This is a genomic window from Streptomyces ferrugineus, assembly GCF_015160855.1.
Lineage (GTDB): Bacteria > Actinomycetota > Actinomycetes > Streptomycetales > Streptomycetaceae > Streptomyces > Streptomyces ferrugineus.
On the sequence record NZ_CP063373.1, the window covers coordinates 6,485,852 to 6,506,786 of the forward strand.

Genomic DNA, 20,935 nt, shown 5'->3' on the forward strand with positions numbered 1-20,935 from the left:
CGTCAGGCGTAGAACCGCGACAGGCTCTGCAGGACGGCGGCGGGCTTCCCGCCGCCGTCGATCTCTATCGTGCCGTCGACGGTGATCTGCACCCCGCCCGGCACCTCCTCGACCTCCGCGAGCCTTCCGACCAGGCGGATACGGGAGCCGACCTTGACGGGCGAGGGGAAACGCACCTTGTTCAGGCCGTAGTTGACCTTCGTGGTGACGCCCTGGACGTCGAGCAGCTCGGTGAACAGGGGGATGAAGAGGGAGAGGGTGAGGTAGCCGTGGGCGATGGGGGCGCCGAAGGGTCCCTCGGCGGCCTTCTCGGGGTCCACGTGGATCCACTGGTGGTCGCCCGTGGCGTCGGCGAAGGTGTTGATGCGCTCCTGGGTGACCTCGATCCACTCACTGGCGCCGAGGTCGCTGCCGGCCAGCTTCTTCAGTTCGTCGAGGCCGTTCACGGTGATGCTCATGCGGTTCCTTAACTGTTGCCGTACCGGGTGCGGACACGGGACTTGAGGAGCTTCCCGGAGGCGGTGCGCGGGAGTTCGTCCGCGAGGACCACCGACTTCGGGATCTTGTACTTGGCGAGCCGGCCGGAGAGGGACGCGAGGATCTCGTCCGGGTCGGGGCTGGTTCCCTCGCGGGGGACGACGACCGCGCGCGGCACCTCGCCCCACTTGTCGTCGGGCACCCCGATCACCGCGCACTCGACGATGTCGGGGTGGGCGAGGAGGAGGTCCTCGATCTCGGCGGGGTAGATGTTCTCGCCACCGGAGATGATCATGTCCTTGATGCGGTCGACGATGAAGACATAGCCGTCCTCGTCGACGCGGGCCGCGTCCCCGCTGCGGAACCAGCCGTCCGCGAAGGAGGCGGCGGTCTCCTCGGGCAGCCCCCAGTAGCCGGGCATCACATGCGGGCCGCTGACCACGACCTCGCCGTTCTCGCCGACGTCGACGGGGGTGAGGTCCGGCCGTACGACGCGGACATCGCTGAAGAAGTGCGGTACGCCCGCCGAACCGGCCTTGCTGACCGCGTGCTCGGCGTCCAGGAACAGCGTCCCCGGGGCGGCCTCCGTCATGCCGTAGCCCTGGAGGAAGGTCAGGCCGCGCTTCTGGTAGGCGGCGATCAGCGGTGTCGGGACCGGGGAGCCGCCGCAGGTCAGGATGCGCAGGGACGACAGGTCCGCGTTCGGCCAGCGGGGGTGGCGGGCGATCTGGTCGAACATGGTCGGCACGCCGAACATGAAGGTGATCCGGTGGCCTTCGATCAGGTCGAAGGTGGCGTCCGGGTCGAAGGCCTCGACCAGGACGCAGGTACCGCCCTTGAGCAGTACCGGCAGGGTCAGCATGTTCAGTCCCGCCGTGTGGAACAACGGGGCGGAGACCAGGGCGCGTTCGTCGGCGATGAGGTCGATGTCGACGAGGACGTTGAGGGCGTTCCAGATGATGTTGCCGTGGGTGAGCATCGCGCCCTTGGGGCGGCCGGTCGTCCCCGAGGTGTACATGATGATGCAGGTGTCGTCCGGGGTGACCGGGGTGTCGATGGGCTCCGGGGAGGCCGAGGCGAGTGCCGCCTCGTATTCGGGGCCGACTTCGACGTAGGTACGGACGTCGGTGCCGCCGGGGAGTCCCGCGACCAGTCCGGCATGAGACGGGGCGTAGACCAGGGCCTTGGCCCCGGAGTCGGCGAGCTGGTAGGCGATCTCGGGGCCGGCCAGGCGGGTGTTGAGGGGCACGAAGACCGCGCCGAGCGTGCCGGCCGCGAACAGGGTCTCCAGGTAGGAGGGGTGGTTCGGGCCGAGGTAGGCGATGCGGTCGCCGCGCCGGACACCCCGCTCGCGCAGGGCGTGGGCGAGTCGGGTCGTGCGCAGGTGCAGGGTGGCGTAGTCCGTGGACTGGCCGCCGTGGATCAGGGCCGTGCGGTGCGGGGTCTTGCGGGCCCGGCGTGCGGGCCATGACCCCAGTCCCTCGTTGCGCATGTCACGCCCCTTACGGTTTCGTCAGCCCGAGCAGCCGGGCGGCGTTCTCCTTGAGGATCTTCGGCCGGACCTCGTCCTTGATCGACAGCTTGGCGAAGTCGGCGAGCCAGCGGTCGGGGGTGAGGACGGGGAAGTCGGAGCCGAAGAGGACCTTGTCCTTCAGCAGGGTGTTCGCGTACTGCACCAGCTGGGGCGGGAAGTACTTGGGCGACCAGCCGGACAGGTCGATGTGGACGCCCGGCTTGTGGGTCGCCACCGCCAGGGCCTCGTCCTGCCAGGGGAAGGACGGATGCGCCAGGATGATCTTCAGATGCGGGAAGTCGGCCGCCACGTCGTCCACGTGCAGGGGGTTGGAGTACTTCAGGCGGATGCCGCCCCCGCCGGGCACTCCCGCTCCGATGCCGGTCTGGCCGGTGTGGAACAGGGCGATGGTGCCCGTCTCCTCGATCACCTCGTAGAGGTCGTACGCCACCGAGCGGTCGTTGGGGAAGAAGCCCTGGATGCTGGGGTGGAACTTGAAGCCCCGCACCCCGTACTCCTCGACCAGGCGACGGGCCTGCCGCACGCCCGCCTTTCCGCGGAAGGGGTCGATGGAGGCGAACGGGATCAGCACGTCCGCGTTGGCGGCGGCCGCCTCGGCGACCTCCTCGTTCGGGACCGGCGGGGTGCCCGTGGCGGACTCGGCGTCGACCGTGAAGATCACGGCGGCCATCTTCCGCTCGCGGTAGTAGGCGGCCGTCTCCTGAAGGGTCGGCTTCCGCTTGCCCTCGACCTTGAAGTAGGCGGAGGAGGCGTCGTGCAGGTCGTCGTCCAGGGAGGAGTGGCCCTTGGAGGAGACCTCCGCATGGGTGTGGACGTCGATCGCGACCAGTTCGTCGAGATCCATCACGCCTCCGGGAACTTGGGCGCCGGGACGCCGACCGACTGGAGTTCGGCGCCGACCGAGGTGGGCCAGACGTCGGCCAGGGTCGCCGGGCTCCAGCCGCCGTCCGCGAACGCGGCCGCGATCTCCTGCGGATGCGACCAGAGTGCCACCTTGTCGCCGCCGATGCCGATGCACTGTCCGGTCACGCCCCGGGCCGCCTCGGAGGCCAGGAAGGGGACGAGGGCGGCGCAGTCCTCGGGGGTGCCGAAGCCCTCGCCCTTGCGCAGGAAGTCCGGCAGCGGCTCGCCGTTCTTCATCGCCTCGATGTAGGGCGCGAAGGCGGGGATGGTCTCGGTCATCGCGGTCGCGGCGACCGGCACGATCGCGTTGACGGTGATGCCCGCGCGGCCCAGCTCCATCGACCAGGTGCGGGCCATGGCGGCGATGCCCGCCTTGGCGGCGGAGTAGTTGGTCTGCCCGAAGTTGCCGCGCTGTCCGGCTGGGGAGCCGACCAGGATGAGGCTGCCGCCCTCGCCCTGCTCGCGCATGCGGACGGCGGCGGCGCGGGCGCAGGTGAAGGTGCCCTTGAGGTGGGTGGTGATCACCGCGTCGAAGTCGTCGTCGGTCATCTTCCACAGCACCCTGTCGCGCAGGATGCCCGCGTTGGTGACCAGGATGTCGAGCCGCCCGAACTCCTCGACCGCGCGGTTCACGAGCCGGTCCGCGGCCTCGGTGGTGCCGACCGGGACGACCTCGGCGACGGCGGTGCCGCCCGCCTCGGTGATGGACTTCACGGCCGCCTCCGCCACGGCCTCGTCGATGTCGTTGACGACCACGCGGGCCCCGTGGGCGGCCAGGGCGTGGGCGTAGGCGAGGCCGAGGCCCCGGCCGCTGCCGGTGACGACGGCGGCCTTGCCGGTGAGATCGATGCTGGACACGGGCGGATCCCTTCACATGGCGGGCGACTTCGAGATCGAAGTTAAGAGCAATAATTGGTGACGTCAATAGTTGTTGGTGGCCTTCGAGTGCGTCATGCTGGAATCTGCATGTCGTACCGACCCCAGGGACCGAGATCAGGGAGCCCGCCATCACACGCCAGCACGTCACGAACCCGAACCCGATCGACGCGGACGAGCCGTGGATGCGGGGACTGCACGCGGACACGGGCTATCTGCTGTACCGGCTCGGCCTGCGCTCCGGCCAACTCTTCAACACCTTCCTCCAGGAGTCGGGCCTGCGCCTGCGCCACTACGCGCTGCTGCGGTTCCTCACCACCACCCCGGGCGCCCTCCAGCGCGAGCTGAGCGCCTCGCTCGGCTACGACCCGAGTGCGATCGTCGGCCTGGTCGACGACCTGGAGAAGCTGGGCTTCGCCGAGCGGCGCCCCTCCCCCGACGACCGCCGCAGCCGGATCGTCGTCCTGACCGACGACGGCCGTGCCTTCCTGCGGGACACCGACGAGGCCGGGCAGCGCGTCACCAACGAGCTGGTCCAGCCCCTCGACGCCGCCGAGCGCGAGCAGCTGCACACGCTGCTCCAGAAAGTCGCCGAATCCGGACTGGGGTGACGGGATTGCCATGACCGCCGACGCCGTACCGTCCCCGTCGACCCCGCGGACCCGCTCCGCGCCCGACCGGCTGCTGTCGGTGCTCGGGGCCTTCGACCTCGAGCATCCGGCGCTGTGTCTGACGGACATCAGCCGGCGCGCCGGGCTGAGCCTGAGCACCGCGCACCGGCTCGTGGCCGCGCTCACCGAGTGGGGCGCCCTGGAGCGGGACGACTCCGGCCTCTACCACGTGGGGCTACGGCTGTGGGAGCTCGCGGCCCTCGCACCGCGCGGACTGGCCCTGCGGCAGATCGCGCTGCCCTACCTGGAGGACCTGTACGAAGCGACGCACGAGAACGTCCAGTTGGCGGTCCAGGACGGCCCCGAGGTCGTCTACACCGAGTGGCTGTCGGGACGGTCGGCTGTGGGTGTGCACATCCGCGTCGGAGCGCGCTGGCCGCTGCACGCCACCGGCGTCGGGCTCGCGCTCCTCGCGCACAGCGAGGCGGAGTTCCAGGAGGAGTACTGCGCCGGACCGCTCGCCTCCTTCACGCCGTACACCGTCACCGAGCCGGCCCTGCTGCGCCGCATGCTGGCCGAGGTGCGCCGCACGGGGGTGGCGGTGAGCAGCCGCCAGGTCACCGCCGACGCGCTGTCCGTGGCGGCGCCGGTGCGCGGCCCGGGCGGGTCGGTCGTCGCTGCCGTGTCCGTCGTCGTGCCGCAGGCCGCCGCGCAGGTGCCGGTGCTGGCGCCGGCGGTGCGACTGGCGGCGCGCGGGATATCGCGGGGGCTGGGGTGGCAGCCGGAGAAGGAGACGTAGGCGCCCCCGCGCGGCACGCGGCGGATATCCCTCTCGCCGGTGAGGACGGGGTGTGAGCTCCCTCGCGATACTGGAAGGGCCCTTGCCCCGAGGAGCCGCCCGTGTCCGCTCGTCCCTGGATCGCCCCCGCCGCCGAGCGCCTGCGCACGGCCGACCCGTACGTCGTCGACTCGGCGCTCGCCGCGCTCGTGCTGTTCGCCGTCTCCCTCCAGTGGATCTTCCCCGACGAGGGCGACGACCGGCTGACCTGGCAGGGCTGGCTGATCGGCGCCGCCACCGCACTGCCGCTGGTGTGGCGGCGCAGGGCGCCCTTCGCCACCGCGTGGGCCGTGTCCGTCGCCACCCCGGTCCAGGCCGTCTACCACGCGCCGCCGCCGGACGTGATGTACGGCGGCATGGTCGTCCTGTACACGATGGCCACCCTCGGCAAGCCCTGGCAGCGGCGGGTGATGCTCGCGGGCTGGCTGGCCGGGGTCTCGCTGACGATGCTGCACAAGGAGGACCCGCAGCCCTTCGAGTACGCCTTCCATCTGCTCGGTGTGGTCTGCGCCTACGGCTTCGGCGTGCTCGCGCGGGTGCGGCGGGCCTACACCGCCGAGTTGGAGGACCGGGCCCGGCGACTGGAGCGGGAGCGGGCCGCCGACACCGCGCGGGCCATCGCGCAGGAGCGCTCCCGGATCGCCCGGGACATGCACGACGTGCTCGCGCACGCGGTGAGCCTGATGGTGGTGCAGGCCGAGGCCGGTCCGGTGGTGGTGCGCAGCGATCCGGCGCGTGCGGAGGCGTCCTTCGACGCGATCGCGGCGGCCGGACGGGACGCGATGGCACAGCTGCGCCGGATCCTCGGCGTGCTCAAGGAGCCGCAGGCGGGCGGTGGTTCATGGCGGCTGCCGCAGCCGGGCGTGGCCGAGCTGCCCGGCCTGGTCGGCCGGGTCGGCGAGTCCGCCGGACTGCGCGTGGAACTGCGCACCTCCGGCACGCCCCGCCCGCTGCCCCAGGACACCGAGGTCGCCGCCTTCCGCGTGGTCCAGGAGGCCCTCACCAACACCGTCAAGCACGCCCGGGCCGGCTCCGCTACCGTCGAACTCGACTGGACGGAGGGCGGGTTGACGTTGACGGTGACCGATGACGGACACGGGCCGACGGCCGGCCACGGCGGGCACGGGCTGATCGGCATCCGGGAACGGGCCGCCGCGTGCGGGGGCAGCGCACGGGCCGGGCGCGGGCCGGAGGGCGGCTTCCAGGTGGTCGTACGGCTGCCCGCGGCCGTCGATCGGCAGGCGGCCCTGGGATGAGCATCCGGGTGGTCGTCGCCGACGACCAGGAACTGGTGCGCGCCGGCTTCAGCATGATCTTGGAGGCGCAGCCCGACATCGAGGTGGTCGCCGAGGCCGGGGACGGTGCCGAGGCGGTCGCGGCGGTGCGGCGGCACACGCCCGACGTGCTGCTCCTCGACATCCGGATGCCGGTCATGGACGGCCTGGACGCGGCCCGGCGGGTGTGCGGGCAGTCGAGCTGCAAGGTGGTCATGCTGACCACGTTCGACCTGGACGAGTACGTGTTCGAGGCGCTGTGCGCGGGGGCCAGCGGCTTCCTGCTGAAGGACGTACGGCGCGACGACCTGGTGCACGCCGTGCGGGTCGTGGCGGCCGGGGACTCGCTGCTCGCGCCGACGGTGACCCGGCGGCTGGTCGCGGACCTCGTGCGGCGCCGGCGCGAGGAGGCCGCGGCCGAGGTCACCCCGCAGCGGCTCGACGTCCTGACCGCGCGCGAGGTGGAGACGCTGCGGCTGCTGGCGCGCGGGCTGTCCAACTCGGAGATCGCCACGACGCTGTTCGTGAGCGAGCACACCGTGAAGACCCATGTCAGCAACGTGCTGGGCAAGCTGGGCCTCAGGGACCGGGTGCAGGCGGTGATCTGCGCGTACGAGACGGGGCTCGTGGTGCCCGGATCCCCCTAGCGGGGGAGGCACCGGTGCCTCTCCCCCCCGCGACGGAGGCCCGCAAACCGCTCCCACCGGCGATCCGGTGACCACCCCCGCGGCAGGAGCCTGAGGGCGATGGCAACCGACCGTCCTGCCGGGAGGGACCGTGCTCTCCACGCTCGCCCGGGTGGCGACCCGCCGCCCGCTCACCGTCATCGCCCTCTGGGTGCTCTTCCTGCTGCTCGGCTTCGGCCTCGGCACCGGCGTCTTCAGCCGGCTCTCGGACAATGTGGCCGACATCCCGGGCACCGAGTCGGAGGCCGCCGCGCGGTACCTCGACGACACCGACCCCGCCGGCGAGTCGATCACCGGCGTCGTCGCGGGCGGCGCCGTCTCCGACCCCGGGCTGCGGGCCCAGGTCGAGCGGGCCGTCGCCGATGTGCGCTCGCTCGCCGGGGTGGCCGCCGTGCCCGACCCGTACGCCACCCGGGGCCTGACCGCCGAGGACGGGCGGGCCCTGATCATCCCCGTCACCCTCGAGGGCGGTCTCGACGACGCCGCCGAGGAGGCGGCCGTGGGCGCCGCGGCCGACCGGATCCGGCTGATCGACGCGCCCGAAGTGCACGTCAGCGGCGGCCCGCTGCTCGGCACCCAGATCGCCGAGCGGGCCCAGGAGGACGTGCGCAACGCGGAGTTGATCTCGCTGCCGGTCGTCCTGGCGCTGCTGCTGGTGGTGTTCGGCGGGCTGCGCGCGGCGATGCTGCCGCTGGTGATCGCGGTCAGCGGGATCGCGGGGGCGTTCCTGGCGCTGTTCCTGTTCAGCGAGGTCACCGACATCTCCGTGTACGCGATCCAGGTGACGACGATGCTGGGGCTCGGACTCGCCGTGGACTACGCCCTGTTGATGGTGGTCCGCTTCCGCGAGGAGCGCCGGCACACCGAGGACGTGGCGGAGGCGGTGCACCGTACGGTCGCGGCGGCCGGCCGCACGGTGCTGTTCTCCGGGCTGACGGTCGCGGTCAGTCTGACCGGGCTGCTGGTGTTCCCCAGCGTCTTCCTGCGCAGCATGGGCCTGGCCGTGGCCGCCGTGGTGGTCGTCGACATGCTGGCCGCGCTCACGCTGCTGCCCGCGCTGCTCGCCAGGTTCGGCGGGAGGATCGCGCCGGCGAAGGACCGCCCGGAGGGCGAGGAGGGCCGTGTCTTCGCCCGTCTGGCCCGCTTCTCGGCCCGCCGCCGTATCGCCGTCGTGGCGACCGTCGTCCCGGTCCTGCTGGTCCTGGCGCTGCCCGTCACCGGCATGACGATCAACCTCGGCGACGCCCAGCAGCTCCCGGCCGGCACCGAGGCACGGCAGTTGTACGACACCGTCGACGAGCACTTCCCGCCCGGCACCGGCGTCACCCCGATCACCGTGGTGCTGCGGCCGGGCACGGACGCCGCGACGGCCGACCGCGTCCTGGCGCTGTCCCCGACCGCGACGTCCCGCGAACTGCCCGGAGGCACCGGCGTCGTCCGCGTCCAGCCGCCGGGCAGCGTCGACGGCGAGGAGGCCACCGCCCTGGTCGAGCGGATACGGGAGGTCCGCGGTGACGCGCCCGTCGAGGTCACCGGACCGGCCGCGCGCCTGGTGGACTTCCGCGAGATGCTCGCCGAGCGGGCGCCCTGGGCGGCGGTCACCGTCCTGGCCGGCATCTTCGCCCTGCTCTTCGCCTTCACGGGCTCGCTGCTGATCCCGCTGCGCACCATCCTCACCACCCTGCTCAGCCTGGGCGCCGCGCTCGGCGTGGTGGTGTGGGTCTTCCAGGACGGCCATCTGGCCGGGCTGCTGGGCGGGGAGGGCCTCGGTGCGCTGAGCCTGACCGCGCCGCCGCTGATCGTGGCGATCGCCTTCGGACTCGCCATGGACTACGAGCTGTTCATCCTGGCGCGGATGCGTGAGGCGCGACAGCTCACCGGGGACGACCAGGAAGCCGTGGTCAGCGGTCTGCGCCGCTCCGGCCGCGTCGTCACCTGCGCGGCGCTGCTCCTCGCGGTGGTCTTCGGCGCCTTCATGACGGGCGGCTTCGCCCCGATCCTGCAGATCGGCCTGGGGCTCACCCTCGCGGTGCTGATCGACGCGACGGTCGTACGGATGCTGCTGGTGCCGGCGACGATGGCGCTGCTCGGCCGGCGCGCCTGGTGGGCACCGCGGCCGCTGCGCCGGGCGCACGAACGGTTCGGCCTGCACGAGCAGTCACCCGCACCCGAGCCACCGGTGACGACCAGCGCCTGACACCTCCCGGGCACCGGCACCTGACCCGTGCCGGTGCCTAGAGGCGGACCGTCATCTCCACGGTCACGTCGTCCCCGGAGCCCAGCCGCCCCCGTACCGCCTTCTTCAGCGGCAGCAGATAGCCCCCGTCCTTGGGAAAGAGCGAGGTCTCGAAGGCGACCTCGTCGATGCGTGCCTCGACCGGGACGACACCCCAGCCGTACGTGGCCATCGCCGCCACGTCCCGGATGTCGGCGGACTCCTCGTCCGGCACCCGGACGAAGTAGTACGGCGCCGGTCCGCGCCATTCGATCACCGGTCCGGTGAAGGCGAGTTCCATGCGGCATTCATAGGATGAACTTCCCTGTGCCGCAAGGGTTTTCTCTGCTTCACCTCTTGACGACCGGAACGCCGGAGAGCACATTGGCGACACTTTGAGAGCGCTCTCAAGCCCAAGCCCGCTCTCCGACGCACCCGCACCTCCCCCACTCCGTACACCGAGAGGCAGCACCCCATGAGTGACCCCTCCGGCATACACCGCAGACACCGCTCCCCACGGCGTGCGCTGCTCGCCGTGCTCGGCACGCTCGGCCTGGTGGCGGCCGTCGCCACCGTCGCCGTGCCGTCCGCGAACGCCTCCGCTCCCCCGCCCCCGTCGGGCTGGACGCAGGTCTTCCTGGACGACTTCAACGGCGCCGCGAACACCGGCGTGAACACCTCCGACTGGCAGTACGACATCGGCACCTCGTACCCGGGCGGCCCCGCCAACTGGGGCACCGGCGAGGTCGAGACGATGACGAACAGCACCGCCAACGTCTCGCTCGACGGCAACGGCAACCTCCGCATCACGCCCCGGCGCGACGCGGCCGGCAACTGGACCTCGGGCCGGATCGAGACCGTGCGCACCGACTTCCAGCCCCCGGCGGGCGGCAAGCTGCGGGTGGAGGGCCGCATCCAGATGCCGAACGTCACCGGCACCGCCGCCGAGGGCTACTGGCCGGCGTTCTGGATGCTGGGCGCGCCGTATCGCGGCAACTACCACAACTGGCCGAGCGTCGGCGAGCTGGACCTCATGGAGAACGTCCAGGGTCTGAACCGGGTGTGGGCCACGCTGCACTGCGGCACCAACCCGGGCGGCCCCTGCAACGAGACCACCGGCCTCGGCAACTACACGGCGTGCCCCGGCTCGACGTGCCAGTCGGCCTTCCACACCTACACCATGGAGTGGGACCGCTCCGTGAGCCCCGAGACGATCCGCTTCTCCGTGGACGGCACCCAGTTCCACTCGGTCAACGCGAGCCAGATGGACGCGACGACCTGGTCCAACGCCACCAACCACGGCTTCTTCATCATCCTGAACGTGGCGATGGGCGGCGCCTTCCCGGACGCCTTCGGCGGCGGCCTGGACGGCGACACCCAGCCCGGCCATCCGATGGTCGTCGACTACGTCCAGGTGCTGTCGACCGGTGGCAGCGATACCACACCCCCGCCGACGGGCAACCGTGACGCCTACAGCGCCATCCAGGCCGAGTCGTACGACGGCCAGGGCGGCGTGAGCACCGAGTCCACCGCCGACTCGGGCGGCGGCCAGAACATCGGCGCGCTCGCAGACGGCGACTGGGCGCTGTACCGGGGCGTCGACTTCGGCTCCACGGCGGCCACTCAGTTCGTCGCCCGGGTGGCCAGCGGTGCGGCGGGCGGCGTCAGCGGTCTGGTGGAGGTACGCCTGGACAGCCGCGGCAACGCACCCATCGGCAGCTTCGCGGTGGGCAACACGGGCGGCTGGCAGTCGTGGCGGACGATCCCGGCGAACATCAGCCGGGTGACCGGCACCCACGACGTCTATCTCACCTTCACCAGCGGCCAGCCGGCGGACTTCGTGAACGTGAACTGGTTCAACTTCGGCCGCTGACAGCGGCGTCACCGATGCGGTGCCCCGTGAGGCGGTCCTCGCGGGGCACCTGAACGGTCCGGGGCCGGAGGCCGCCCCTGCCCTTCGTCTGACAAGATGCCGGAGTCGCCCCCGTGCTCGCAGAAGGCCTGTCCTCATGCCCGTGCAATTACAAGCCGGCCTGATCAGTGCCGGTGTGTCGGCGCTGATCCTCGTCCTCGGCGAGCTCTTCCTCCGGCAGCGTGCCCGCCAGGAGAAGAGGCAGGGAATCCAGGCCACTTACCAGAAGTACTCCGAGCCGCTCGCGCTGAGTTCAACAGATCTCTTCTGGCGCCTGCGTGAGGTCTTCGACACGAGCGGCGCGGGCTTCTACCTACAGGGCCAGGTCCATGCCACCAAGTTCGAGCACTACAAGGCGCTCAGCACGCTCTACCGTCTCGCGGTCGTGCTCGGCTGGATCCGCGCCCTGCGACGCGAGTTGTTCTTCCTTCCCGGTGCCAGCAGGGAAACGCTGAAACGGCTTGACGATGCGCTGCACTCCTTCACCTCGGCCTTGGCCGAGGGCGGGCACGTGGAAACGAGGCGGGTCGCTTCGTTGATGAGCCTGTGGAGCGTCGGTGTCACCCCCTCGACCGAGGTGGTCACCCAGGCGGGGATCCGGATCGACCGCGAGCAGAGAAGGTTCCTCCACGAGGCGCAGGCAGCCGACGCCAACCAGTTGTCCGACGACGACCAGCTGCGCCTGTGCCGGGCCGTGGCCGACATGCTGGCGGACGTGATCGACTGTCCGCGCATCGCCACCGGCATCGTCGAGGAGACGCGTCACCGGGCGGTTTCGTGCCTGGCGGTCCGCGAGGCGTGGATCTACCGGGACTGGCAGGCCGCGATCGGTGACCTGGTGCTGCGCGATGCCCAGCTGGGTCAACGCCAGTTCGAAGTCATCGGATACAAGCAGTTCGAGGAGATGAGCGTCAACGGCGAGGAGGAAGACCGCCTGTGGCTGCGCCGCCTCCACACTGTCGTCGACGACCTCGACGTCGGCGGCGACCGCACGCGCGACGCGCGCATCGACCAGCTGTGGGAGATCCATCTGGCCACCGCGCGCATCATCGAGGCACTGCACAAGGCCGACGCCGCCCGATCCAGGATCTCTCCGGCGACGGTGCGCGCCGTCCAAGAGGCGCTGGCCTTGGCGGCGGCCGGCTCATGAAGCCCGTCGGCGCAGCTCCGCACGGAACGCCGCCGGTGTCAGCTCCGTGTGCTGATGAAAGAACTTGGAGAAGTTCGCGGCATCCGGAAATCCCACCGCCGCCCCTACCCGCCCTATCGGCATGTCCGTGTGGGCGAGCAGTCTCTTCGCCTCCAGGATCACGCGCTTGTCGATGAAGCCCTTGGGCGTCTGGCCGGTAGCGGCACGGACCGCGCGGACAAGGGTGCGGCGCGAGTAGCCGAGCTGGTCGGCGTACGCGCTGACGCTGTGGTTCGTGGCGAAGCCCTTCTCCACCGCGTCCCGGAACAGGGTGAAGGTCGTGTCGGCCCGTTGGCGGGCGGCTTCCGCCGAGCTCGCGGCGAGGTGGGCCAGGCGCAGCAGAAACGCCGTCAGCGAGTGGCGCAGCACCGCGGTGTGCAGGCTCAGGGGCAGGGTCGTGGTGTCCTCGTACTCGCGTTGGAGTTGGGCCAGTGCCGAGCGGAGCGCGGTGAGCTGGGCTGCGTCGGGGTGGAGCAGGGGTGGGAGGTCGTAGCGGTAGAGGCCGGTGGCCTCGACCGTGGCACGGGGCAGGAAGCCGGGCTGCATGGTCAGGACGGTGCCCTGGTACTCGCTGGTCCGTGAGAAGCGGTGCACCTGTCCGGGGCGGATCCACAGCAGGTCGCCGGCGCTCGCCTCGTACTCCGTGAAGTCGATCATGTGGCGTACGGGGCCCTCGCCGAAGAGCATCACGACGTGGAAGTCGATGCGGTGCACGCGCTCCAGCGGCGCGTCGGTGGCGTGCCAGGTGCGGCCCGTGCCCATCTGGCCGACCTGCATGCCGACGCCCAGGACGCTCAGATCGACCGGGAAGGGGAACGTCCGGATCGCGTCGCCGCCGCCTTCAGCCGTTGTGTCCGCCATGTCCGTCTCGTGTCGTCTCAGTCGTGCGGGGTTCACGCTCAGTCGTGCGCGGCGTTCGCCGTGGTGTCCCACTTTCACCACAGCCTGGCACACACCGACCTTCCCTCTCAAAAGTCAGACTTTTACTTTTGAACGCGTTGGACCAGCCACTTCGCTCCGATCAAGGACTTTTTGAAGATGAGCACGCAGACACCGGACAGCTTCGAATGGACCGAACTCGACCGGCGTGCCGTCGACACGGCTCGTCTGCTCGCGGCCGATGCGGTACAGCGGGTGGGCAACGGTCACCCGGGCACCGCGATGAGCCTGGCGCCGGCCGCGTACACGATCTTTCAGAAGGTGATGCGTCACGATCCCGCCGATCCCGAGTGGACCGGTCGGGATCGTTTGGTTCTCTCCCCCGGCCACACCTCGCTGACCCTCTACACCCAGCTGTTCCTCGCCGGGTACGAGGTGGAGCTCGACGACCTCAAGTCGTTCCGGACCCATGGCTCGAAGACACCGGGTCACCCCGAGTACGGGCACACCGCGGGCGTCGAGACCACCACCGGCCCGCTCGGCCAGGGTGTCGCCAACGCCGTCGGCATGGCGATGGCCGCCCGCTACGAGCGCGGCCTGTTCGACCCGGACGCCCCCGAGGGCGAGTCCCCGTTCGACCACACCATCTGGGCGATCGTCTCCGACGGCGACCTTCAGGAGGGCGTCTCCGCCGAGGCCTCCTCCCTCGCCGGCCACCAGAAGCTCGGCAACCTCGTCTTCCTCTACGACGACAACCACATCTCCATCGAGGGCGACACCGCGACCGCGTTCTCCGAGGACGTGCTGAAGCGGTACGAGGCGTACGGCTGGCATGTGCAGCGGATCGAGCCCGCGCTGGGCGGCGACATCGACGTCCACGCGCTGTACGCGGCGCTCAAGGCGGCGCAGGCCGAGACCGGGCGCCCCTCGATCATCGCGATGCGCACGATCATCGCCTGGCCCGCCCCGAACGCCCAGAACACCGAGGCCTCCCACGGCTCCGCCCTCGGCGCCGACGAGATCGCCGCGACCAAGCGCCTCCTCGGCTTCGACCCCGAGCAGACCTTCGAGGTCGCCGACGAGGTCCTCGCCCACACCCGCCGCGCCCTGGACCGGGGCGCCGAGGCCCACGCCGCCTGGGACAAGCAGCTCGGCACCTGGCGCGCCGCCGACCCCGGGCGCGCCAGGCTGTTCGACCGGATCGTCGCCGGTCAGCTGCCCGAGGGGTGGCAGGACGCGCTGCCGGTCTTCGAGGAGGGCAAGGCCCTCGCCACGCGCGCGGCCTCCGGCAAGGTGCTGCAGGCACTGGGTGCGGTGCTCCCCGAGCTGTGGGGCGGCTCCGCCGACCTCGCCGGCTCCAACAACACCACCATCGACAAGACGAGTTCGTTCCTGCCGAAGGGCAACCCGCTGCCCGGGGCCGACCCGTACGGCCGTACCGTCCACTTCGGCATCCGCGAGTTCTCGATGGCCGCCGAGATGAACGGCATCGCCCTGCACGGCAACACGCGTGTCTACGGCGGCACCTTCCTGGTGTTCTCCGACTACATGCGCAACGCCGTGCGCATGTCCGCGCTGATGCAGCTGCCGGTGACGTACGTCTGGACGCACGACTCGATCGGCCTCGGCGAGGACGGCCCGACCCACCAGCCGGTCGAACACCTGGCCGCCCTGCGTGCCATCCCGGGCCTGAACGTCGTCCGTCCCGCCGACGCCAACGAGACCGCGATCGCCTGGGCCGAGATCCTCAGGCGGCACTCCACCGACCCGGCCCCGCACGGCCTCGCGCTCACCCGCCAGGGTGTGCCGACGTACGCGCCCAACCCGGACGCGGCGAAGGGCGGTTACGTCCTTCAGGACTCCTCCACCGAGACCCCCGAGGTCGTCCTCGTCGCCACCGGTTCCGAGGTCCAGCTCGCCGTCGCCGCGCGCGAGCGGTTGGAGGCCGAGGGGATCGGTACCCGGGTGGTGTCCATGCCGTCCGTGGAGTGGTTCGAGCAGCAGCCGCGGGCGTACCGCGAGAGCGTGCTGCCGCCGGCCGTGAAGGCGCGGGTCGCCGTCGAGGCCGGGATCGGGCTCACCTGGTACCGGTTCGTGGGCGACGCCGGACGCATCGTCTCCCTCGAGCACTTCGGCGCCTCCGCCAACGCCGGGACCCTGTTCGCCGAGTACGGCTTCACCGCCGACAACGTCGCCGCCGCGGCCCGGGAATCCCTGGCCGCCGCGCGTGGTTGATCCAGCCGCCAGAAAGAAGATGATCACTGTGACCACCGAAGCGACCGCCACCGCGGGCACCCTCGAGCACCTCTCCGACGAGGGCGTCTCGATCTGGCTGGACGACCTGTCGCGCAAGCGGATCGAGTCGGGCAACCTCGCCGGACTCATCGCGAACAAGCACGTCGTGGGCGTCACCACCAACCCCTCCATCTTCCAGGCCGCCATCGGCTCCGGCGAGGGCTACGAGGAGCAGCTCGCCGACCTGGCGGTGCGGGGCGTCACGGTCGACGAGGCCGTGCGCATGATGACCACCGCCGACGTGCGTGCCGCCGCCGACATCCTGCGGCCCGTGTACGACGCCACCGACGGCCGGGACGGCCGGGTCTCCATCGAGGTCAACCCGCGTCTGGCCCACGAGACGGCGGCCACGATCGCCGAGGCCCGCCAGCTCGCCTGGCTGGTCGACCGGCCCAACGTGATGATCAAGATTCCGGCGACCAGGGCCGGACTGCCCGCCATCACCGAGGTCATCGGCCAGGGCATCAGCGTCAATGTCACGCTGATCTTCTCCCTGGAGCGCTACCGCGAGGTCATGGACGCCTACCTGTCCGGTCTGGAGAAGGCCGCCGCGAAGGGCCTGGACCTGTCCGCCATCCACTCCGTGGCGTCCTTCTTCGTCTCCCGCGTCGACACCGAGATCGACAAGCGGCTGACAGCGATCGGCACGGGCGAGGCGCTCGCCCTCAAGGGCAGGGCCGCGCTCGCCAACGCCCGCCTCGCCTACGAGGCGTACGAAGAGGTCTTCGAGGGCGACCGCTGGATCGCCCTCACCGGTGCCCGCGCCAACAAGCAGCGTCCGCTGTGGGCCTCGACCGGTGTGAAGGACCCGGCCTACAAGGCCACCCTGTACGTGGACGAACTGGTCGCCCCCGGCACCGTCAACACGATGCCCGAGGCCACCCTGAACGCCACCGCCGACCAGGGCGAGATCACCGGCGACACGGTGACCGGCGGCTATGCGCAGGCCCGCGCCGACCTGGCCGCGGTGGAGACGCTCGGCATCTCCTACGACGAGGTGGTCACCCGTCTGGAGGACGAGGGCGTCGCCAAGTTCGAGGTGGCGTGGCAGGACCTGTTGAACGCCGTGAAGAAGTCGCTCAGCAGCAAGCAAGGGAGCTGACGCAGCATGACCTCCGACTGGGACAACCCCCTCCGCGACCCCCGGGACCGCCGTCTGCCCCGTATCGCGGGCCCGTCCGGGCTCGTCATCTTCGGCGTCACCGGCGACCTGTCCCGCAAGAAGCTGATGCCGGCCGTGTACGACCTCGCCAACCGCGGATTGCTGCCACCGGGCTTCTCGCTCGTCGGGTTCGCCCGGCGGGACTGGGAGGACGAGGACTTCGCGCAGATCGTGCACGACTCGGTGCGTGAGCATGCCCGTACGGAGTTCCGCGAGGAGGTCTGGCAGCAGCTCTCCGAGGGCATGCGGTTCATCCCGGGCGACTTCGACGACGACACGGCGTTCGACCGGCTGCGCCGGACGGTCGAGGAGCTGGACAAGGCGCGCGGGACGAGCGGCAACTACGCCTTCTATCTCTCGGTGCCGCCGAAGTTCTTCCCGAAGGTCGTGCGGCAGCTCAAGAAGCACGGCCTGGCGGACGCCCCCGAGGGGTCCTGGCGGCGGGCGGTCATCGAGAAGCCGTTCGGGCGCGACCTGGCGAGCGCCCGGGAGCTGAACGCGATCGTGCACGACGTGTTCGACCCGGAGCAGGTCTTCCGCATCGACCACTACCTGGGCAAGGAGACCGTCCAGAACATCCTGGCGCTGCGGTTCGCCAACCAGATGTTCGAGCCGATCTGGAACCGGTCGTACGTCGACCATGTGCAGATCACGATGGCCGAGGACATCGGCATCGGCGGCCGGGCGGGCTACTACGACGGCATCGGCTCAGCGCGTGACGTCATCCAGAACCACCTCCTGCAGCTGATGGCGCTCACCGCCATGGAGGAGCCGGCCGCCTTCGACGCCGGGTCGCTGCTCACCGAGAAGCTCAAGGTGCTCAAGGCGGTCAAGCTGCCGGAGGACCTGGGCGCGCACACCGTGCGCGGACAGTACGCGGCGGCCTGGCAGGGCGGCGAGAAGGTGCTCGGGTACCTCGACGAGGACGGCATCGCCCCGGACTCCAGGACCGACACGTACGCCGCCGTCAAACTGAACGTCGACAACCGGCGCTGGGCGGGCGTGCCGTTCTATCTGCGCACCGGCAAGCGGCTGGGGCGGCGGGTGACGGAGATCGCGGTCGTCTTCCAGCGGGCGCCGCACTCCCCGTTCGACTCCACCGCCACCGAGGAGCTGGGCCAGAACGCGATCGTGATCCGCGTCCAGCCCGACGAGGGCGTCACGGTGCGGTTCGGCTCCAAGGTGCCGGGCACCTCGATGGAGATCCGGGACGTGACGATGGACTTCGCCTACGGCGAGTCGTTCACGGAGTCCTCGCCCGAGGCGTACGAGCGGTTGATCCTGGACGTCCTCCTCGGGGACGCCAATCTGTTCCCCCGTCACCAGGAGGTGGAAGAGTCCTGGAAGATCCTCGACCCGATCGAGGACTACTGGGACACGCACGGCAGGCCGGCGCGGTACGCGTCCGGCAGCTGGGGGCCCGAGGAGGCCGACGAGATGCTCGCACGAGACGGACGGAGCTGGCGCAGGCCATGAAGATCGACCTGACCGACACCACTGCAAGCAAGATCAACAAGGCGCTGGTGCAGGGCCGCCACGCCATCGGCACCCCGGCCGTGGGCATGGTCCTGACGATGATCATCGTCACGGACGAGGAGAACGCGTACGACGCCATCAAGGCGGCCGAGGAAGCCTCGCACGAGCACCCCTCGCGCACCCTGGTCGTCATCAAGCGGCACGCCCGCACCCCGCGCGAGCGCACCCGCTCCCATCTCGACGCCGAGGTGCGGGTGGGCGCCGACGCCGGCACCGGCGAGACGGTCGTGCTGCGGACCTACGGCGAGGTGTCCGACCACGCCGACTCGGTGGTGCTGCCGCTGCTGCTGCCGGACGCCCCGGTCGTCGTGTGGTGGCCGGTGGACGCGCCGGAGAACCCCGCGAAGGACCCGCTGGGGGCGCTGGCGCAGCGCCGGATCACCGACCTGTACGCCACCGAGACCCCGCTGGCCGACCTTGACCTGCGGGCCCGCTCCTACGCGCCCGGCGACACCGACCTGGCCTGGACCCGGCTCACCCCCTGGCGCTCCATGCTCGCCGCGGCCCTGGACCAGGCCCGGGTGCCGATCACCTCGGCGGTCGTGGAGGCCGAGGCCGACAACCCGGCCGCCGAGCTGCTGGCCCGCTGGCTGGAGGCCCGCCTGCACGTCACCGCCGAGCGGGTCGTCACCGCCGGACCGGTGGTCACGGGCGTGCGCCTGGGCACCGAGAACGGCGAGATCGTCATCGACCGCCCGGAGGGCCCGCTGGCCACGCTGCACCTGCCGGGCCAGCCGTCGCGCACCCTCGCGCTGAAGGTCCGCACCACCTCCGAACTCATCGCCGAGGAGCTCAGGCGCCTCGACCAGGACGAGATGTACGCCATCGCCCTGCGGGGCGAGGGCACCAAGGAGACCCCCTCTCATGTCTGAGAACGCCCGGCTCACCCGGCGCCCCGAGTGGACCGCCCTGGAGGACCACCGCGCGGACGTGCTCCAGCGCCCGCGGCTGCGTGAGCTGTTCGCCACCGACCCCACCCGCGCCGAGCGGTACGTGGTGCGCGTGGGCGATCTGCGGATCGACTACTCCAAGCACCTGATCAACGACGAGACACTCGCCCTGCTCGCTGAACTGGCCGTCGCCACCGATGTGTTCGCACTGCGCGACGCCATGTTCCGCGGCGACAGGATCAACGTCACCGAGGACCGGTCGGTGCTGCACACCGCGCTGCGGGCGCCGCGGGAGGCGGTGATCGAGGTGGACGGCGAGAACGTCGTGCCCGAGGTCCACGCGGTGCTGGACAAGATGAGCGCCTTCGCCGACCGCGTCCGCTCCGGCGAGTGGACCGGCCACACCGGCCGCCGTATCCGCAATGTCGTGAACATCGGCATCGGCGGCTCCGACCTCGGTCCGGCGATGGCGTACGAGGCGCTCCGCCCCTTCACGGCACGGGACTTGACGTTCCGGTTCGTCTCCAACGTCGACGGCTCCGACCTGCACGAGGCGGTGCGTGACCTCGATCCGGCTCAGACGCTGTTCATCGTCGCGTCCAAGACGTTCACCACGATCGAGACCATCACCAACGCCACATCGGCGCGCTCCTGGCTGCTGGCCGGGCTGGGCGGCGAGGAGAAGGCGGTCGCACGGCACTTCGTCGCGCTGTCGACGAACGCCGAGAAGGTGACGGAGTTCGGGATCGACCCGGACAACATGTTCGAGTTCTGGGACTGGGTCGGCGGGCGGTACTCGTACGACTCGGCCATCGGGCTCTCGCTCATGATCGCCATCGGGCCGGACCGCTTCCGGGAGATGCTCGACGGCTTCCACACCGTCGACGAGCACTTCAGGACCGCCCCCGCCAAGGACAACGCCCCGCTGATCATGGGCCTGCTCGGCATCTGGTACAGCAACTTCCTGGGCGCCGAGTCACACGCGGTGCTGCCGTACTCGCACTACCTGTCGAAGTTCACGGCGTATCTCCAGCAGCTGGACATGGAGTCCAACGGCAAGTCGGTGGACCGCGACGGCCGGATCGTGGGCTGGACGACCGGTCCGGTGGTGTGGGGCACGCCCGGCACCAACGGGCAGCACGCCTACTACCAGCTGATCCACCAGGGCACCCGGCTGATCCCCGCCGACCTGATCGGCTTCGCCCGCCCGGCCGCCGAGCTGAGCGACGAGCTCAAGGCGCAGCACGACCTGCTGATGGCGAACCTGTTCGCCCAGGGCCAGGCGCTCGCCTTCGGCAAGACCGCGGACGAGGTGCGCGCGGAGGGCGTGCCCGAGGAGCAGGTCCCGCACCGCACCTTCCTGGGCAACCACCCCACCACCACGATCCTCGCCCCCGAACTGACCCCGTCGGTCCTCGGCCAGCTCGTCGCGCTCTACGAGCACAAGGTCTTCGTGCAGGGCGCCGTCTGGCACATCGATTCCTTCGACCAGTGGGGCGTGGAGCTGGGCAAGGTCCTCGCCAAGCGCGTCGAACCCGCCCTCTCCCAAGGGGCCGAGGTCCCCGGTCTCGACCCGTCCACCGCCGCCCTCGTGGCCGCCTACCGCTCGCTCAAGAACGCATCGGACGCGCTGGGCGTCCAGGAGGAAGTGAACTGAC

General features: G+C 70.8%; 18 protein-coding genes. 12 read left to right on the top strand and 6 right to left on the bottom strand.

Going from position 1 to position 20,935, the window contains the following annotated elements:
- Nucleotides 1–2 precede the first annotated feature (2 nt).
- Genes IM697_RS29250 through IM697_RS29265 form a run of 4 tightly spaced genes read right to left on the bottom strand, consistent with a single transcriptional unit; the run spans nucleotide 3 to nucleotide 3,772 of the window.
- Nucleotides 3–458, bottom strand: coding sequence for a MaoC family dehydratase (locus tag IM697_RS29250; RefSeq protein WP_194039088.1), 456 nt, complete (start codon nucleotides 456–458; stop codon nucleotides 3–5).
- 8 nt (nucleotides 459–466) lie between these two features.
- Nucleotides 467–1,969, bottom strand: a complete 1,503-nt coding sequence (gene menE, locus IM697_RS29255) for an o-succinylbenzoate--CoA ligase (RefSeq protein ID WP_194039089.1) — start codon at nucleotides 1,967–1,969, stop codon at nucleotides 467–469.
- Nucleotides 1,970–1,979: 10 nt separating this feature from the next.
- Nucleotides 1,980–2,855 carry an amidohydrolase family protein gene (locus IM697_RS29260; protein ID WP_194039090.1) on the bottom strand — a complete coding sequence of 292 codons (876 nt, stop codon included), beginning with the start codon at nucleotides 2,853–2,855 and terminating at the stop codon, nucleotides 1,980–1,982.
- Entirely contained in the window at nucleotides 2,855–3,772 is a 918-nt protein-coding gene (locus tag IM697_RS29265; RefSeq protein ID WP_322734531.1) for an SDR family NAD(P)-dependent oxidoreductase, read from the bottom strand. The genes IM697_RS29260 and IM697_RS29265 overlap by 1 nt, the downstream gene beginning before the upstream one ends.
- Nucleotides 3,773–3,975: 203 nt before the next feature.
- On the opposite strand from IM697_RS29265, the gene IM697_RS29270 reads away from it, so the two are divergent.
- The 5 genes from IM697_RS29270 (at nucleotide 3,976) to IM697_RS29290 (ending at nucleotide 9,396) form a co-directional block, all read left to right on the top strand.
- Nucleotides 3,976–4,401, top strand: coding sequence for a MarR family winged helix-turn-helix transcriptional regulator (locus IM697_RS29270; RefSeq protein ID WP_194039091.1), 426 nt, complete (start codon nucleotides 3,976–3,978; stop codon nucleotides 4,399–4,401).
- Between the two features lie 10 nt (nucleotides 4,402–4,411).
- Nucleotides 4,412–5,200, top strand: a complete 789-nt coding sequence (locus IM697_RS29275) for an IclR family transcriptional regulator (RefSeq protein ID WP_194039092.1) — start codon at nucleotides 4,412–4,414, stop codon at nucleotides 5,198–5,200.
- Between the two features lie 101 nt (nucleotides 5,201–5,301).
- Nucleotides 5,302–6,495 carry a sensor histidine kinase gene (locus tag IM697_RS29280; protein ID WP_194039093.1) on the top strand — a complete coding sequence of 398 codons (1,194 nt, stop codon included), beginning with the start codon at nucleotides 5,302–5,304 and terminating at the stop codon, nucleotides 6,493–6,495.
- A complete protein-coding gene (locus IM697_RS29285) occupies nucleotides 6,492–7,160 on the top strand; it encodes a response regulator (RefSeq protein ID WP_194039094.1) in 669 nt (222 codons plus the stop codon). The genes IM697_RS29280 and IM697_RS29285 overlap by 4 nt, the downstream gene beginning before the upstream one ends.
- Nucleotides 7,161–7,290: 130 nt before the next feature.
- The gene (locus IM697_RS29290) at nucleotides 7,291–9,396 is read left to right on the top strand and encodes an MMPL family transporter (protein WP_194039095.1); all 2,106 of its coding nucleotides are present in this window, start codon (nucleotides 7,291–7,293) and stop codon (nucleotides 9,394–9,396) included.
- Nucleotides 9,397–9,433: 37 nt separating this feature from the next.
- On the opposite strand, the gene IM697_RS29295 is transcribed toward IM697_RS29290, so the two are convergent.
- A complete protein-coding gene (locus IM697_RS29295; protein ID WP_194039096.1) occupies nucleotides 9,434–9,715 on the bottom strand; it encodes a DUF1905 domain-containing protein in 282 nt (93 codons plus the stop codon).
- A 174-nt stretch (nucleotides 9,716–9,889) separates the two neighbouring features.
- Between IM697_RS29295 and IM697_RS29300 the strand changes: the two genes are divergently transcribed.
- Both IM697_RS29300 and IM697_RS29305 read left to right on the top strand, forming a co-directional pair.
- Nucleotides 9,890–11,287, top strand: a complete 1,398-nt coding sequence (locus IM697_RS29300) for a glycoside hydrolase family 16 protein (RefSeq protein ID WP_194039097.1) — start codon at nucleotides 9,890–9,892, stop codon at nucleotides 11,285–11,287.
- 136 nt (nucleotides 11,288–11,423) lie between these two features.
- Nucleotides 11,424–12,476: a hypothetical protein gene (locus IM697_RS29305; RefSeq protein WP_194039098.1), complete on the top strand. Its 1,053-nt coding sequence runs from the start codon at nucleotides 11,424–11,426 to the stop codon at nucleotides 12,474–12,476.
- Here the strand turns inward: IM697_RS29305 and IM697_RS29310 are convergent.
- On the bottom strand, nucleotides 12,471–13,376 hold the full coding sequence (locus IM697_RS29310; protein ID WP_194039099.1) for a helix-turn-helix domain-containing protein: 906 nt from the start codon (nucleotides 13,374–13,376) through the stop codon (nucleotides 12,471–12,473). The genes IM697_RS29305 and IM697_RS29310 overlap by 6 nt on opposite strands.
- A 177-nt stretch (nucleotides 13,377–13,553) precedes the next feature.
- Between IM697_RS29310 and tkt the strand changes: the two genes are divergently transcribed.
- Genes tkt through pgi form a run of 5 tightly spaced genes read left to right on the top strand, consistent with a single transcriptional unit; the run spans nucleotide 13,554 to nucleotide 20,934 of the window.
- Nucleotides 13,554–15,629, top strand: coding sequence for a transketolase (gene tkt / locus IM697_RS29315; RefSeq protein ID WP_194039100.1), 2,076 nt, complete (start codon nucleotides 13,554–13,556; stop codon nucleotides 15,627–15,629).
- 19 nt (nucleotides 15,630–15,648) lie between these two features.
- A complete protein-coding gene (gene tal, locus IM697_RS29320) occupies nucleotides 15,649–16,791 on the top strand; it encodes a transaldolase (RefSeq protein ID WP_194039101.1) in 1,143 nt (380 codons plus the stop codon).
- A gap of 6 nt (nucleotides 16,792–16,797) precedes the next feature.
- Nucleotides 16,798–18,327, top strand: a complete 1,530-nt coding sequence (zwf, locus tag IM697_RS29325) for a glucose-6-phosphate dehydrogenase (protein WP_194039102.1) — start codon at nucleotides 16,798–16,800, stop codon at nucleotides 18,325–18,327.
- Nucleotides 18,324–19,259, top strand: coding sequence for a glucose-6-phosphate dehydrogenase assembly protein OpcA (gene opcA / locus IM697_RS29330; RefSeq protein WP_194039103.1), 936 nt, complete (start codon nucleotides 18,324–18,326; stop codon nucleotides 19,257–19,259). The genes zwf and opcA overlap by 4 nt, the downstream gene beginning before the upstream one ends.
- Complete coding sequence (gene pgi / locus IM697_RS29335) at nucleotides 19,252–20,934, top strand: glucose-6-phosphate isomerase (protein WP_194039104.1); 1,683 nt, start codon at nucleotides 19,252–19,254, stop codon at nucleotides 20,932–20,934. The genes opcA and pgi overlap by 8 nt, the downstream gene beginning before the upstream one ends.
- Nucleotide 20,935 lies beyond the last annotated feature (1 nt).

Excerpts from the sequence above, each read along its gene's own strand:
- IM697_RS29250 (WP_194039088.1), bottom strand. The coding sequence starts at position 458 with ATGAGCATCACCGTGAACGGCCTCGACGAACTGAAGAAGCTGGCCGGC.
- menE (WP_194039089.1), bottom strand. The coding sequence starts at position 1,969 with ATGCGCAACGAGGGACTGGGGTCATGGCCCGCACGCCGGGCCCGCAAG.
- IM697_RS29260 (WP_194039090.1), bottom strand. The coding sequence starts at position 2,855 with ATGGATCTCGACGAACTGGTCGCGATCGACGTCCACACCCATGCGGAG.
- IM697_RS29270 (WP_194039091.1), top strand. The coding sequence starts at position 3,976 with ATGCGGGGACTGCACGCGGACACGGGCTATCTGCTGTACCGGCTCGGC.
- IM697_RS29275 (WP_194039092.1), top strand. The coding sequence starts at position 4,412 with ATGACCGCCGACGCCGTACCGTCCCCGTCGACCCCGCGGACCCGCTCC.
- IM697_RS29285 (WP_194039094.1), top strand. The coding sequence starts at position 6,492 with ATGAGCATCCGGGTGGTCGTCGCCGACGACCAGGAACTGGTGCGCGCC.
- IM697_RS29295 (WP_194039096.1), bottom strand. The coding sequence starts at position 9,715 with ATGGAACTCGCCTTCACCGGACCGGTGATCGAATGGCGCGGACCGGCG.
- IM697_RS29300 (WP_194039097.1), top strand. The coding sequence starts at position 9,890 with ATGAGTGACCCCTCCGGCATACACCGCAGACACCGCTCCCCACGGCGT.
- IM697_RS29305 (WP_194039098.1), top strand. The coding sequence starts at position 11,424 with ATGCCCGTGCAATTACAAGCCGGCCTGATCAGTGCCGGTGTGTCGGCG.
- IM697_RS29310 (WP_194039099.1), bottom strand. The coding sequence starts at position 13,376 with ATGGCGGACACAACGGCTGAAGGCGGCGGCGACGCGATCCGGACGTTC.
- tkt (WP_194039100.1), top strand. The coding sequence starts at position 13,554 with ATGAGCACGCAGACACCGGACAGCTTCGAATGGACCGAACTCGACCGG.
- tal (WP_194039101.1), top strand. The coding sequence starts at position 15,649 with ATGATCACTGTGACCACCGAAGCGACCGCCACCGCGGGCACCCTCGAG.
- zwf (WP_194039102.1), top strand. The coding sequence starts at position 16,798 with ATGACCTCCGACTGGGACAACCCCCTCCGCGACCCCCGGGACCGCCGT.
- opcA (WP_194039103.1), top strand. The coding sequence starts at position 18,324 with ATGAAGATCGACCTGACCGACACCACTGCAAGCAAGATCAACAAGGCG.
- pgi (WP_194039104.1), top strand. The coding sequence starts at position 19,252 with ATGTCTGAGAACGCCCGGCTCACCCGGCGCCCCGAGTGGACCGCCCTG.